The organism is Streptomyces sp. IMTB 2501 (assembly GCF_001953885.1).
Classification (GTDB): domain Bacteria; phylum Actinomycetota; class Actinomycetes; order Streptomycetales; family Streptomycetaceae; genus Streptomyces.
The window spans coordinates 81,159-94,933 of the sequence record NZ_MQUS01000010.1; the positions used below are offsets into that span (position 1 = coordinate 81,159).

Below are 13,775 nucleotides of genomic sequence, written 5' to 3' on the forward strand. Positions count from 1 at the left end.
GGGCGTAACACGCCTGGCGGGGAGGGCGAGGCGGCTCGGCGCGCGGGCCGGGCCCGGGCGCGCTGTCCGGCTGCAGTCCTCCTGACCGCCACCGGGCTGACTGCGGCGCTGCTGGGCGCGGCCCCGGCCGGCGCCGCGACCCTCCAGCCGGTGCTCACGCGGCGTACGACACCACGCCGACCGTGGACGCCCGAGGGCTGTCGAAGATCGCCAAGGTGACGTTCTCGGGCAACTGCACGGCCAAGGGCCTGGTGGCCACGTGCTCGGAGGATTTCGAGTCCGGCTCCTCTCGGGCGGCACCTGCGAGGTCGAGGTGGGAGGCCCCTCCTTCGGCGTCGACGAGCTCACCGACCACACCGGCCTGAAGGCCGGCAGCACCGTGAGCGAACCGGTCCACTTCACCAATGTGGCAAACCGGCCGGCCAGGGGCGTCCAGACCGTCCTGGCCCTCTCACCGGGCCTGGATTTCGCCGACCGCTACTCCAACTGCGAGTACGGGAACATCGGCAAGACCCACTACTCGGAGTGCTGTCCCAAGTGCGCGATCGACCTCGGAGAGACGGCCGCCCTGGCCGCACCGGTGCGTCTGCGCGTGAACTCCGCCGCGCTCTCCACGCTCGCGCTGAAGGTGAAGGCGGGCCGTAAGTCCTCAGCCCCGGCAGGCTCGGTGTCCCTGCCTCAGGCGGGCAACGTCACCGACTACCGGATCGTCTCCCTCCGAGCGCGCAACACGGCCGGCTTCGGTGTCACCGGCGCGAGTGCGCAAGCGGGCGCGGGCAGGAACGCGACCTTCGCCTTCCGTCTCTCCGTCAACGGCCCGGCAACGCTGTTCGACCGCAGCGACGGTGACGGCGTGCCCACGGTCTGGGTGACGCTGCCGACCGGCACCACCGCCGTCGGTCACTCGGCCAACTGCTCGCCCTGGCAGTTGCACAACCCGACGGCCGCGGCCCATGCGCCGTACATCTGCTTTCCACCCGGCATCGAACTGCCCAAGGGGCAGGTCACCGAGCTCTCCCTGACCGTCCGGGTCGATCAACCGGTCGCGCCTGCCAAGGGCGGCGTCCTACTGGTCCGGGATTTCGATCCGGCCCACTCCCAGTGGCTCCCGTTCGATCCGAACGGCGGCAACGACTCGGCGGCCCTCACGCTGAACTGAGTCGGGCCACGGCCGCATGCCGATGCCGAACACCACCGCCTGCTCGGCATCGATGATCGGCCGGGGAACCAGCGACTGCCCGCCCGTCAGGCCATGCCACCCAACCGGTCCAGCTCCCTCCCGATCGCCTGCCGCACCTCGTCGTGCCGCGCCCCGAGCCTGAACCGCTCGTCGCTCCACCGGTCGGCCGGATACAGCCACACGGGCTTCCCCACCAACTCGGCCGGCTCCCAATCGAACCGAGGCCAGACGTGGGCGTGCAGGAACGGGTCCGAGTTGCCGAGGATCTCCAGGTTGACCCGGCGGAATGCGGGATCCAGGCACCGGCAGGCCCGCTCCACGGCTTCGCCGAGCCGGTCCATGTCGGACAGGAACGCCAGCCGCCTGCCTCGGGGCAGGTCGGACAGCCGCTGCACACCGGGCTCGTCCACGAGCAGGACCGAGTAGCCCGGCAGGAACTGCACGTCGCCGATCACCGCGAACCCCGCATCGAGCCGCCGTAGCACGGTCGGATTCTCACCGCGCAGAGCAGTCCCGATCCGATCCGTCCGCCAGTCATCACTCATGGCCCCAACCTATGGCCTGCCCGTTCCCGCAGCTGAGTCGGCCCTGCGCCGACAGACCGAGGGACCGTTCGGCCTCTTCAACGGCGCCTGACCTCGCCGACGTCGAGCCCGCGGTCGACACTGTGCGGGACGACCGTCTGCCCAGGCTCCACGTGCAGCCGCTCACCGTCGAGGCGGACCTCGGCCAGTCCGCGCGTCGCACGTCTCCGTCTCGAAGAGCACCACCGGGCGCCCGGACCGGGCGATCACGGTGTCGCCGAGGACGCGTTCGTTCTCTTCGTAGATGGCGTCCATGGCCCGCCAGGCGAAGGCGATCCGGCTCTGGAGGCCGGTGGGGTGATGGGGGAGCGCGGTGAACTCCCAGGCGTCGCGTACGGCGGTGCGGTCGCCGGCCCGCACCGCGTACCAGGCCGGCTCGTGCACCAGGACCACGTTCTCGCTGTCAGCGATCCAGGTGTAGTTGAACCGCACCCGCATACGGCGACACAGTCGGTCGGCGAACAGGAGCCGCTCGGGCGGCGGTTGAGGGGTGAGGAAGCGTCCGATGACGCCCGCGGAGAGGGGGTCAGGCGAGGACGCGGCCGAGGAAGTCGCGGATGTGCCCGGTGATGGCCTTGAGATGGCTCTCCAGGGCGAAGTGCCCGGAGTCGAGCAGATGGATCTCCGCGTCGGGCAGGTCCTGGCTGAACGCCTTGGCGCCCTCGGGGCCGAAGATCTCGTCGTTCGCTCCCCAGACCGCCAGCAGCGGGACCCGGGAGTCACGGAAGTACTGGTGCACCCGCGGGTAGAGGTCCACGTTGGTGGGGTAGTCGCGGAAGAGCTTGAGCTGGATCTCGTCGTTTCCGGGGCGGTCCAGCAGCGCCTGGTCGTGGACCCAGTTGTCGGGGCTGACCAGGCTGGGGTCGGCGACTCCGGTCACGTACTGCCACCGGGTCATCTCGGCAGTCAGGGCACCGCGCATGGGGGCCTCGGTGTCCGGTCCCGGGGCCTTGCCGTAGGCGAAGACGCCGTCCCAGAAGGGCTTGACGAAGCCCTCGTCGTAGGCGTTGCCGTTCTGGGTGATGATCGCGGTGACGCTGTCCGGGGACTGCAGGGCGAGCCGCCAGCCGATGGGGGCGCCGTAGTCCTGGACGTACATCGCGAACCGTTCGACGCCCAGATGCCGGAGCAGGGCGGAGGTGACTTCGGTGAGGGCGTCGAAGGTGTACGGGAAGTCCTGCGCGGCCGGCATGGCGGACTGGCCGAAGCCGATGTGGTCCGGGGCGATCACGTGGTAGCGGTCGGCGAGTGCCGGGATCAGGTGGCGGAACATGTGCGAGCTGGTCGGAAAGCCGTGCAGGAGCAGCACGGTGGGTGCCGTACGGTCGCCGGCCTCCCGGTAGAAGACCTCGAGGCCCCTGACGGTGGCGGTGCGGTGGTGGACTGCAGAGATCATTTTTCTAACCCATCTATCGAGCTTTAGCGGTTATAACTCCAGTCGAGCATGCCAGATTTAACCTGTCAAGGTGGAGTTGCCGGTTAGTCTTGATGCGGGAAGGCGGGTGAGGGGAGGTCGGCGACGGCGACGCTGCTGCCCATCAACGTGCGCCCGGGGCGAACCGACCGTGGCTTCCCTGCTGGTCGCACACCGCGGCCCCGGCTTGTGCAGGTGGCGACCCCGGCGATCAGTGGGGTGTCGCGGGAGGCGACAGTGCCGGCCGGCAGGTTGCCGCTCCCGGGGTGGTTGAAGACGGTCTCCACGACCATGGCACCGCCCGGCAGTACGCCGGTGGAGGCGGCGAAGCCCTTGGCGGTGGCGGGAACGGCGCCGGGCAACTGGTGGCGCAGCAGCCCCCGGTGGACCGGCAGTCCGTCCGTGGGGGGGGCGGCCTCCTTATGAGGCGTGGCCGCTTGGTCGGCGAAGGGCTCCGCGCGTGATCCGGACGTTCCAGCCAGGTTCACGGCGACAGCGTCAGCAGCCAGGGCAACGGAGATCACGAACTCGGGCAGGGTGAACGCGGCCGCTGAGTGGCCGACGGTGCGGTCGACGAACCGGCCCGGCGGTACGGCGAGGGCGACCACGGGGGCGAACGCGGTCAGGCCCAGGATCATGGTGCTGGGCAGCGGGTCGGCGAGTGGGTCGGCCATCCGGTCCCAGAAGCGCTCCCACACCGGCCGGTCCAAGCCCGGCTGGTGCCGACCGGCGGCGATGTCCGCGGTGGTGGCGCCTCGTTCGGAGGTGGCGCTGGCCGCGTCCTCGGGCAGCAGCTCGCCGGCCGCGAACACCATGGCCGGCAGAACGACCAGCCTCAGTGTCCGGCGGCTGGCTCGGCCACGCGCCTTCGAGCTGGACGCGTCACGCGCCAGTATCCGGCGAGCCCGGGTAGGTTGTGCACGTTGGCGGCGGCCAGTTCGATGGCGTCGGCCATGCCTCACAGCAGATAGCCGGAGCTGTCGTACTGCGCGCTGCTTTTCGTCCTTGGTGCCGCAGCAACGCGGGGAAAGGCACGCAGGGCAGTTGCAGCTTCACCGGTATGGACACACGGGGTTCTCATGCTGGTGGTGCGCCGTACCGGCATCGAGTGCTCGTGTGGTCCTGTATGAGCTCCCGCTCTGGCGAGAAATACCTGCCGCCTTTGTCCGACGTCAGAGGAAGGCAGGTCGGTCGCTGTGCGGTCGGTGGGGCGACACGCGTCTGGGTCACATGGCAGCGGGGCGGATTTCCTCAACTCGCCATTCCCCTTGCGTGAATTGTAGGTGGTCAACGTGCTGGGCCGGGAGACCATGGGTGGTGCAGTGGCCCTGCACCGCATGGACCACCAGGTGCCGGACGTACTGCGCCTGGCCGCCGCCGCGGTGGGCGCCGGGGTTGTGCGGTGGACCGCGACGGTCGGTAGTGCTGGAAGCCGACGGCGTCCGTGAGATGGATCTGCGTGAGTTGGCGGCCAGGCGTCCCGTCCCGCTCAGCCTGCGCTAGCTTGGACCGGTCGCTCTTGCGTACCGCCGGCTGGCCGGCGGCGCAGGCGGCGGGCGCTTGCGGGTGGGACCTGTCAGCTGCCCGCATGGGACGTCATCCGTCCGGGAAGGCGAGCCGCGTGAGGCGGAGCAGAGCTGATCGATGAGTGTGACTGAATCCCCGGGCGGTACTCCCCTTTTTGAGTGGTGTTTTGGTCGAATTTCAAGCGTGATGACACCGCTTTTCGGTATCTCCGATTCGATCGCTCGTCTCGCCCGGCCCGACCGCACTAGTAGTCTTACATTGCGTAGGACTACCGTGTGTTCGAGAACCTGCCGCGTTTCTCCGTGAAGGGATGCCTTGGTGTGTCGCTGATTAGGATGGTCTGCCCTTTCATGTCAAGGAATGACATGGGATGGCCTCGCGGGTGCGGTGGTACGCCGTCATCGGATCGGCGCCGCCGCATCGGGTCCGGCATGATGGCGCGGGCCGCCGGGCGGTACGGCATCAACGCCTTCGGCACAGCGACCCACTGCGCCGAGGCGCGCGACGAGGTTTCCGGGAACGCAGAGGGAAGCCCTGGCATCGGCTGAACCCGGTCCGAGCGGGACACACATACACACCGACATTTGTCTGGAGGCCATGTGGTAACGACTGATACCCCGGCCGTGCAGCCGTCCGAAGAAGTGCTCATCAGTATCGTCCTGCCCGTCTACCAGGTGCAGGAGTACCTGCCGGAGTGTCTCGACTCGGTCCTCGGGGCGTCGCAGTCCTTTCAGGGTATCGAGGTCGTGGCCGTGGACGACTGTTCCCCTGACGGCAGCGGTGCCCTGCTCGACAAGTACGCGGCCCAAGACCAGCGGCTGCGCGTGGTCCACCTGCCGCAGAACGTCGGCCTCGGCCGAGCGCGCAGCGAGGGACTGGCGCGAGCCAGGGGCGACTACGTGTGGTTCGTCGACAGCGACGACCGGCTGACCGACGGAGCACTCTCCGCGGTCGCAGAGCGGCTGAAGCGGACCGAGCCCGACGTGCTTCTCGTCGACCACGCCCTCGTCGACCCGGACGGAGGCGTGGAGCGCAATGTGCGTGCTCATCTCTTCCGGGACGCCCCCGAGACGTTCACGCTCGCCGAGCGCCCCGGCACCCTGGACCTCATCATGACCGCGTGGAGCAGGGTGCTGCGCCGCGAGTTCCTGCTCGGCCTGGACCTGGAGTTCGGGCACGGGTACTACGAGGACATCTCCGTCACCTACCCCGTCCTGCTCGCCGCGCGCCGGCTCAGCATGCTCGACCGTGTCTGCTACCACTACCGGCGCGGGCGTGCGGGAGCGATCACCAACACCTCCAGCCCGAAGCACTTCGATCTCTTCGGCCAGTACGAGCGGATCTTCGCCTTCATCGACCGCGAGGCCGAGACCACCGAGCCCTTCCGTAGGGCGGTGTTCGACCGGACCGTACGCCATGCGGCGACGGTGCTCGCCGAGCCCGGACTCGTGCCCGAGAACATGCGGCGCGATTTCTTCCGGAAGGCGTCGGAACACTTCCGGAGATTCCGGCCGCGCGACTACTCCCACCCGTCCGGGCTGCGCGGCCTGCAGTACCGGCTGGTGGAGCGCGGCGCCTATCCCGCGTACGCGGCCTTGGAACCGGTGAACCGGCTCCGTCTCACGCTTCGTACCGCCCTCGGCCGGGCGCGCCGTGCGGCACGGCGGGTACCCCGGCTGGCGGCAACGGCGCTTCGGCGGGCCTACTACCGTGCTTGCCTGCTGCTTCCCGTCGATGACGGTCTCGCCGTCTATGCCGCCTACTGGAGCCGCGGTTACGCCTGCAATCCGGCGGCCGTCTTCGAGAAGGCCCGCGAGCTCACGCCCGGCATCCGAGGGGTGTGGGTGGTCGCCAAGGACCGGACGGGGTCCATCCCGCCGGGGGTCGAGTACGTGGTGGACGGATCGGCACGGTGTCTGCGCACCATGGCGCGGGCCAAGTACCTGGTCAACAACGTCAACTTCCCTTATGAGCTGCCCAAACGGCGGGGCGCGGTGCTGGTGCAGACGCAGCACGGTACCCCCCTGAAGAAGATGGGAACCGATCTGCGGGACCACCCCGCTGCCGCACGCGGCATGAACTTCGACCGGCTGGTGGAGCAGTGCGGGCGATGGGACTTCCTGGTTTCGCCGAACCCGCACACCACCGAGGTGTTCACCAGGGTCTACCCCGGCGGCTACGAGGTACTTCAGACGGGCTATCCGCGCGTCGACCGGCTGGTCAACGCCTCGCTCGACCAGACGAACCGCGTGCGGAGCGAACTGGGCATCGTCCGTGGACAGACCGCTGTCCTCTATGCGCCCACCCACCGCGACCACCAGGACCAGACGGCGGCTCTGCTCGATGTGCAGCGGTTCGCCGATCAGCTCGGCGACGACCATGTCCTACTGGTGCGTTCGCACTACTTCGACACCCCTGGGACCGCCCCGTCGCGCGGCGTCGTGGACGTTTCGTCCCACCCGTCGATCGAAGACCTGTGCATCGCTGCCGATGTGCTGATCACCGACTACTCCTCAGTGATGTTCGACTACGCCGCACTGGACAGGCCGATCGTGATCTACGCGCCCGACTGGGAGACGTACCGCCGCGCACGAGGCGTCTACTTCGACCTGCTCGCCGAGGCACCCGGAGTGGTCGCCACCACGCAGGGGCAACTCGCCGAGATCTTCCTCAGCGGCGAGTACACGGGGCCGCGCGTGGCCAAGAGGCGCTCCGAATTCCGGGAACGCTTCTGCCCCTACGACGACGGACACGCGGCCGAGCGCGTGGTGCGCAGCGTCTTCCTGGGAGAGCCGGTCAATGCGAACGGGACGGAACCGGCGGGCAGTTGACGTCGTCGCCGCTCAACTCCGCACGCGGCGGATGACGCGTCCGACGACCACGCGGCGCAACCCGGAAAGGCCATCCGCGACACGCACGGCGAGACAGCCACTGCTGGTGGCGTACGGCTGGAGCAGCAGCACCCGTCCCCGACGGCCCATCCGTACCAGCCGCCTGAGGCCGGATCCCGCACGAAGCGGCCTCGTGGCCGACTCGCCGTCCCGGAAGGTCAGGGTCACCCAGGCATCCCAGGTGGTGATCGTGCCGCCTTCACAGAGCGCCGCCACGTCGGCAGTGACGACGGCGCGCCAGCCGTGTCCGCCTGGCTCGGCTTCCCACGCCGCCTCGTACCGGTGTGCCGCGCCCGTCACCCGGTGCCGCAACTCGACGGTCGCCCGCTCCGGGCCGGCATGCGCGGTCCTGCCGTAGAGGTCGGCCAGTCGTAGTTCGAGCACGAGCCGGCGACCCGCACCCACGTTCCCGAGAACGTAGAAGGGCAGCAGTGCGACCGGGGCGTCGGCGAGACCGTCGAGCACGATCTCGTCCGTTCCCTCGGGGGCGGAACTCGCCTCGTCCCACAGCGGACGCCGAGCGTCACCAGCGTACGGCGGCGTCAGCCGCGGCGGGTTGGCCGCCAACTCGGCCAGCCTCCGGGTGCCCGCGGCTTTTCGCTCGCGTCCGAGCAGTACCTCGGTGCGCCAGCGGGCAGCGAGAGTGGCCCGGCGCACGGCCTCCGCCTCGAAGGCGCCCACGTGCTCACGGGCGATCCGCCACCAGGCGTCCTGGTACTCCGTCGTACGCTGCGGCAGTTCGCGCAGGTACACAGGGAGATCGAACTCTAGGAATTTCGTCTGCGCGGCGATCAGCAGATCCTGGTCGCCGCTGTCCCGCATGATCTCCAGCACCTGCTGATGGGCAGTGACCCTGTCCTGCCAGTTCTGGATCCGGTCCCGGCGCAGCGAGATCGAAGCCTGGCCGGTGCCATAGCGCACATGCCAGATGTAGACGGGTTCGGGCGTGACGGCGAAGCGCGGCCCGGCCGCGTAGACACGCGCGGTGAACACGAAGTCCTCGTAGTGCGCCGCGCCGTCGGGGAAACGGATCCGCCGGGACACCAGGAAGTCACGGCGGTAGATCTTGTTCACCGACAGTGTGTCCCACAGCGTCTGCGGGCGCCCGGCCACCCCGTCGTGCACCGACTCCGTCGTGAACAACTGTTCCTGCCAGGGGATTTCACGTCCCCCGGGCAGCTCGCGCCGAACGCACAGGCCTGCCGCCACATCGGCGCCATGCCGGAGCGCGCCGGCGAGAAGCGTGTCCACAGCCTTCGGCGGAAGCACGTCGTCGCTGTCGAGGAACACGAGCCACGGGTGGCGGGCCGCGTCGATACCGTCGTTGCGCGGGGTGCCGCAGCCGCCGCTGTTGGCGGCACGGCGTACGACGCGCACCCGCGGCTCGCTGGCCGCGAGCTGTCCCAGTACGTGAGGTGTGTCGTCGGTGGAAGCGTCGTCCACGACGACGACCTCGCCGACCGTATCGCCCTGTGCGAGAGCCGAGGCGACCGCCTCCGCGACGTGCTCCGCGTCGTTGTAGGCGATGACCACCACCGTAACCGCCGCATCGTTCGCGTTGGACAACTCTGCTCCCATTCGTGCGGTCGTGGCAGGCATCCTCCGCCGTTGACGGAGCAGAGGAGCCGGTGGGCGGGACCCGATGAACTCCTACATTATGTGGGACCACGCTGACGGGCGTCCGGCACCGTGTGCGGCATGATGCCGCACTGGCTCCCCGACCAGCTGAAGCCGGAGCGTAGCTGGATGCCACGGATTGCAGAACTAACTGAGGTCTTACCCGACGTGCGTCAAACAGGCTGGTAGCCGTGCTGTACTGGAGCGCCGAGGGCGAGGAGCGGACGTCGACGAGAGCATGACCATGGCCCAGTGGACGACGACGCAGTGGCCCGGTGACAGGGCGGCCAGTGAACGGGCGCACAGGACGGTCGACGGCCTCGTCCCCACCGACGAGGTGGCGCTGCGCGCATTGCGCGACGTCCGGAGTTGAAGGCTGCCCGGAGTTGATGTGCGCATCACTGTCTACCTCCTCCTCCTGGCCCCGGCCGCACTCGCGTTCCTCGGCCCGCGCCTGGCACGCCATCTGGCCCCGGCTGCCCTGGTGCGCGCACTGACAGGGATGAGCATCATCGCGGCGGCCGCCACCGTGTGGGGTCTGACTGTCCTGACAGTGGGTGGGCTGGGACGTACCGATGCTTTCCAGGACGAGGCACACAGCAGCCCCGCCGCCCTGGCCCGCTATGACCCGGTTCCCGACGTCATGGGGGTGGTGGCCGGCGGACTGCTGATGGGCGGGTTGCTCCGGGCTCTTACGGTCGTACGGCGCCGATGGTCTTCGCTGCGCGCGCTCGCCCCGCTGAGGAGACGGCCCGCCGCCGGTGACCTGGCCGTGGTCGAGGCGGACCGGCCGGACGCGTACGCGCTGCCGGGGCGACCGCGGAGAGTCGTGGTGACCACCGCGATGCTGCGCGCTCTGCCTGCCGACGAGTTGGCTGTGCTGCTCGCCCACGAACGTGCCCACCTGCTTCACCGACACCATCTTTACGCAGCGGTCGCCGACGCGGCGGCCGCCTGCAACCCGATGCTGGGGTCGGTGCGCGATCACATCACCTTCCACATCGAACGCTGGGCGGATGAGGAAGCCGCGCGGACGACCGGCAGCCGCCCGCTGGCGGCCCGTTCCCTGATCCGTGCCGCGCTGGCGACCGCCGATGCCGCCGGCACACATGAGCCGCAGGGAGTCCTGGCCTATCTGCGGTACAGGGTCACTGTGCGCGTCGGTGCGCTACGGGCCGAACGCCCGAACAACCACTGGGGCGCGGCCCTTCCCGCCGTGGCCGTCACCGCCCTGACCTGCTTGGCCTTCGCCGAAGTCACTTGCGACCTGGCCCGTTGCCTGCGCGTTCTGCACCTGTCCTGAGGGCGACCCCGGCAACTGCCAGGTGTGCACGGCGCGGAACGCGAATGTCTGATCCGTGGTGTTCCTCACCGGGGTGCTATGCGTCCGGGCCGAGCAGAGCGCGCAGCGCGGCTTCGTCCGCGGGGTCGAGGGTCTCGACGAAGCGCTGCAGCACGGCTGCGCGATCGTGGCCGCGCTCCAACACGGTCTTCATCTGCTCGGCGGAAACGCGGGCCGCTTCCTGGCGCGGGTGATAGGCGTGAGCTCGACCGACGCGCTCGCGCTCCAGCATCCCCTTGGTGTGCAGCCGGCCCAATACCGTGAGTACGGTCTTGTAGGCGAGTCCCGGTGCCAGGGCACTCTGGACGGCGCTTGCGGTCATGGGCTCCGCAGCACTCCAGAGCACGGCCATGATCTCGGCTTCCAGGGCCCCGCTAGCTCTGCGGTCGGCGTGCTCGCCACCGCTGTCCTGAGCCATGCCCGACCCTCCCGTTCCTCCCGCGCTCGCGCCATGCCCGATCCTACGCGCCGTAGGGCCTTGCCAAGGGGGGCCGGTTCCGGCACGCATCGAGCACTGGTTAGTCTTACAAGACGTAGTAGCTTTCCGGGAGCATCAGTCCGCCCGCAGGTCAGGTCCCCTGTCGCGACCCACGGTGACGAGGCACGATCGGTTTCGCGGCGGTGTGTGGGCTCGCGCCTGGCCGAGGAGTGGCGAGTATGAGTGAACACCGACGTCGGACGTCGGGGAGGACCGGGCCGTCCGGCTCGGGCGGCGTGCCGCATGGCGGCCGGGCCGAGGCGCGCAGGGCTGCCCGGGGCGACGGCGGTCGGCGACGCCGCGCGGCGGACACTCGGCGTGCCCAGGCCGGTCGCTCCGGCCGGCGCCGCCTCATCGACTACCCGCGGGCGGACAAGCACGGCCTTCGGCGGTGGCTGCCCTCGTGGAAGCAGGTGCTCGGCACCTTCCTGGTGTTCGTCGGCGGCCTGGTGGGCCTGTTCGGGTACGCCTACGCCACGACGACGATCCCCAGCGCTAATCCCAGCACACAGGCTCAGAGCAACACCTACTACTGGTCGGACGGCTCGGTCATGACCACGCAGGGGTCGACCAACCGGCTGAATGTCGACCTCGCCCAGGTCCCGAAGCTGGTGCAGTGGGACTTCCTCGCCGCGGAGAACGCCACCTTCTACTCCGACCCGGGTGTCGACACACAGGGCATGCTGCGCGCCGTCTACCACATGGCCACCGGTGGCGAGGTGCAGTCCGGGTCCACCATCACCCAGCAGTTCGTGAAGAACACCTACCTCAGCCAGGACCAGTCGGTCACCCGCAAGCTCAGGGAGATCATGATCTCCCTGAAGATCGGCGGCCAGATGTCCAAGCAGCAGATCCTCCAGGGCTATCTCAACAGCTGCTACTACGGCCGCGACGCGTACGGCATCGAGGCCGCGGCGCGCACCTACTACCACGAGCACGCCTCCCAGCTGACCGTCAGCCAGGGCGCCTTCATCGCCGCCACGGTCAACGAGCCGAGCCTGCTGATGCACGCCGACAGCGACCCGCAGGCCAAGGCCCAGGCCGCGGCGCGCTGGAAGTACGTGCTGGACCGCATGGTCAGGATCAACAAGATCACCGCCGCGCAGGAACAGCAGTACCTGGACGCCGGGTTCCCGACGCCCAAGTCCTACGCTCCGTCGGCGGGGATGTCCGGCCAGACCGGCTACCTGGTGCAGACCGCGGAGAAGTACGTCGAAGCCCACACATCCCTCACGGACCAGCAGTTGGGCCACGGCGGCTATCAGATTTACACCACCTTCAACAAGAAGAGGGTGAACGCGCTGTCGGCGTCCGTCGCGGCGATGGAGCACAAGCACCTCGACCCGCAACACCGCTCGGCCGACAAGGACGTCCAGGTCGGGGCGGCGTCCATCGATCCGTCCACCGGCGCGGTCGTGGCGCTGTACGGCGGCGCGGGCTGGAACAAGGGCCACTGGACGGACAACGCGGACGCCACCGGTGTGCCGGTCGGCTCCACCTTCAAGCCGATCGACCTGGCCTCCGCCCTGGACCACGGTGCCGTCCTGTCCCCGGGCCAGCAGGCCTCGCCGATCACCCCGGACTCCAAGTTCAACGGCAACGACGGCATCACCATCAAGAACCGGCAGGGCCAGGAGATGCCGGACCCGGGCGACCCCACGGGGCTCCTCCACCAGCGCAACGACGTGCCCACGAAGTGGGGTTACATCACCCTGCGCAAGGCCATGGAGCAGTCGGTCAACACCCCCTACGTCCAGCTCGGCGAGTACGTCGGCTACGACAACGTGGAGGGCGAGGCCCTCAAGGCGGGTCTGCTGCGCAAGAGCCTTCAGTTCGACACCCCCGGCTTCTACATCGGCACCTCCACTCCGTCGGCGATCCGCATGGCCGACGTGTATGCCACCTTCGACGACGAGGGTGTCCAGCACGAGCCGTACTCGGTGACCAAGGTCGTCGCCGACGGCCGGCAACTGCCCGGCTTCGATGCGCCGAAGGGCACCGCTGCCATGCCTTCCTCGACCGCCGACACCGTCACCGACGTCCTGCAAGGTGTCGTGAAGAGCGGAACCGGAACCAACGCCCAGGCCCTGGGCCGCCCGGTGGCCGGCAAGACCGGCACCACCGACGACTACAAGTCCGCCTGGTTCATCGGCTACACCCCCCAGCTGACCACGGCGGTCAGCATGTTCAAGGAGGATCCGAAGAACGCCGGCCTGCAGTCGATGCAGGGCGTCGGCGGCTTCTCCAAGGTCTTCGGCGCCGACATGCCCACCGAGGTGTGGACGGGCTACATGACCGCCGCCCTCCAGGGACAGCCCGTACGCCAGTTCCCGGCCGCACCTTCGCTGGGCCAGGGCGCCAACGAATTCGGCACCCCGACGGCCACGCCCAAGCCCACCGCGAGCAGCCCATCGGCCACCCCGGCCACGCCGAGTCCCACCCCCGGTGACTGCCATCACCGGAAGAAGGGCTGCGTGAGCCCGAGCCCGACCGACACCTCCGGAGCGACTACCACGGGTGGGACCGACGGCGGCCTGACCGGCGGCGCGGGCGACGGTGGTCTGCTGGGCGGCACCACCGGCGGCGGCACCTCACCCACGCCCCCTCCCACCCCTACATCCACCCACCGCGGCCGGCATCCGTAAAACGGCGGCCGGGCCAAGGCACGCCGCTCACGGCTTCACCGACTCTCTTCAGCAGGAGTAAGGCGGGCGTCCAGCACCAGCGCTGGACGCCCGTCAC

Annotated in this window: 11 protein-coding genes; 5 read left to right on the plus strand and 6 right to left on the minus strand. The window is 69.3% G+C overall.

Going from position 1 to position 13,775, the window contains the following annotated elements; all coding sequences use genetic code 11:
- Window positions 1-259 precede the first annotated feature (259 nt).
- The gene (locus AV521_RS18930) at window positions 260-1,159 is read left to right on the plus strand and encodes a hypothetical protein (protein ID WP_076089649.1); all 900 of its coding nucleotides are present in this window, start codon (window positions 260-262) and stop codon (window positions 1,157-1,159) included.
- Between the two features lie 86 nt (window positions 1,160-1,245).
- On the opposite strand, the gene AV521_RS18935 is transcribed toward AV521_RS18930, so the two are convergent.
- The 4 genes from AV521_RS18935 to AV521_RS18950 all read right to left on the minus strand — a co-directional run bounded on the left by AV521_RS18935 (window position 1,246) and on the right by AV521_RS18950 (window position 3,993).
- On the minus strand, window positions 1,246-1,725 hold the full coding sequence (locus AV521_RS18935; RefSeq protein ID WP_076089650.1) for an HIT family protein: 480 nt from the start codon (window positions 1,723-1,725) through the stop codon (window positions 1,246-1,248).
- Window positions 1,726-1,887: 162 nt separating this feature from the next.
- The gene (locus AV521_RS50935) at window positions 1,888-2,202 is read right to left on the minus strand and encodes a hypothetical protein (RefSeq protein WP_256725605.1); all 315 of its coding nucleotides are present in this window, start codon (window positions 2,200-2,202) and stop codon (window positions 1,888-1,890) included.
- An 88-nt stretch (window positions 2,203-2,290) separates the two neighbouring features.
- Complete coding sequence (locus AV521_RS18945; protein WP_076089651.1) at window positions 2,291-3,160, minus strand: alpha/beta fold hydrolase; 870 nt, start codon at window positions 3,158-3,160, stop codon at window positions 2,291-2,293.
- Between the two features lie 83 nt (window positions 3,161-3,243).
- On the minus strand, window positions 3,244-3,993 hold the full coding sequence (locus AV521_RS18950) for an ABC transporter permease subunit (RefSeq protein WP_076089652.1): 750 nt from the start codon (window positions 3,991-3,993) through the stop codon (window positions 3,244-3,246).
- 1,335 nt (window positions 3,994-5,328) lie between these two features.
- Between AV521_RS18950 and AV521_RS18955 the strand changes: the two genes are divergently transcribed.
- Window positions 5,329-7,536, plus strand: a complete 2,208-nt coding sequence (locus tag AV521_RS18955) for a bifunctional glycosyltransferase family 2 protein/CDP-glycerol:glycerophosphate glycerophosphotransferase (RefSeq protein WP_218639356.1) — start codon at window positions 5,329-5,331, stop codon at window positions 7,534-7,536.
- A gap of 12 nt (window positions 7,537-7,548) precedes the next feature.
- On the opposite strand, the gene AV521_RS18960 is transcribed toward AV521_RS18955, so the two are convergent.
- Entirely contained in the window at window positions 7,549-9,162 is a 1,614-nt protein-coding gene (locus tag AV521_RS18960) for a glycosyltransferase family 2 protein (RefSeq protein WP_076089653.1), read from the minus strand.
- A gap of 289 nt (window positions 9,163-9,451) precedes the next feature.
- Here AV521_RS18960 and AV521_RS50940 point away from each other — a divergent pair, with 289 nt between their 5' ends.
- Together AV521_RS50940 and AV521_RS18965 are read left to right on the plus strand one after the other, a co-directional pair.
- Window positions 9,452-9,586, plus strand: coding sequence for a hypothetical protein (locus AV521_RS50940; protein ID WP_256725606.1), 135 nt, complete (start codon window positions 9,452-9,454; stop codon window positions 9,584-9,586).
- An 18-nt stretch (window positions 9,587-9,604) separates the two neighbouring features.
- On the plus strand, window positions 9,605-10,516 hold the full coding sequence (locus AV521_RS18965; RefSeq protein WP_076089654.1) for a M56 family metallopeptidase: 912 nt from the start codon (window positions 9,605-9,607) through the stop codon (window positions 10,514-10,516).
- Window positions 10,517-10,592: 76 nt separating this feature from the next.
- Here AV521_RS18965 and AV521_RS18970 read toward each other — a convergent pair whose 3' ends face one another.
- A complete protein-coding gene (locus AV521_RS18970; protein ID WP_076089655.1) occupies window positions 10,593-10,973 on the minus strand; it encodes a BlaI/MecI/CopY family transcriptional regulator in 381 nt (126 codons plus the stop codon).
- A 239-nt stretch (window positions 10,974-11,212) separates the two neighbouring features.
- On the opposite strand from AV521_RS18970, the gene AV521_RS18975 reads away from it, so the two are divergent.
- A complete protein-coding gene (locus tag AV521_RS18975) occupies window positions 11,213-13,678 on the plus strand; it encodes a transglycosylase domain-containing protein (protein ID WP_076089656.1) in 2,466 nt (821 codons plus the stop codon).
- Window positions 13,679-13,775 lie beyond the last annotated feature (97 nt).

Coding starts and splice junctions, on each gene's coding strand:
- AV521_RS50940 (WP_256725606.1), top strand. CDS start 9,452: ATGACCATGGCCCAGTGGACGACGACGCAGTGGCCCGGTGACAGGGCG.
- AV521_RS18975 (WP_076089656.1), top strand. CDS start 11,213: ATGAGTGAACACCGACGTCGGACGTCGGGGAGGACCGGGCCGTCCGGC.
- AV521_RS18970 (WP_076089655.1), bottom strand. CDS start 10,973: ATGGCTCAGGACAGCGGTGGCGAGCACGCCGACCGCAGAGCTAGCGGG.
- AV521_RS50935 (WP_256725605.1), bottom strand. CDS start 2,202: ATGCGGGTGCGGTTCAACTACACCTGGATCGCTGACAGCGAGAACGTG.
- AV521_RS18945 (WP_076089651.1), bottom strand. CDS start 3,160: ATGATCTCTGCAGTCCACCACCGCACCGCCACCGTCAGGGGCCTCGAG.
- AV521_RS18950 (WP_076089652.1), bottom strand. CDS start 3,993: ATGGTGTTCGCGGCCGGCGAGCTGCTGCCCGAGGACGCGGCCAGCGCC.
- AV521_RS18935 (WP_076089650.1), bottom strand. CDS start 1,725: ATGAGTGATGACTGGCGGACGGATCGGATCGGGACTGCTCTGCGCGGT.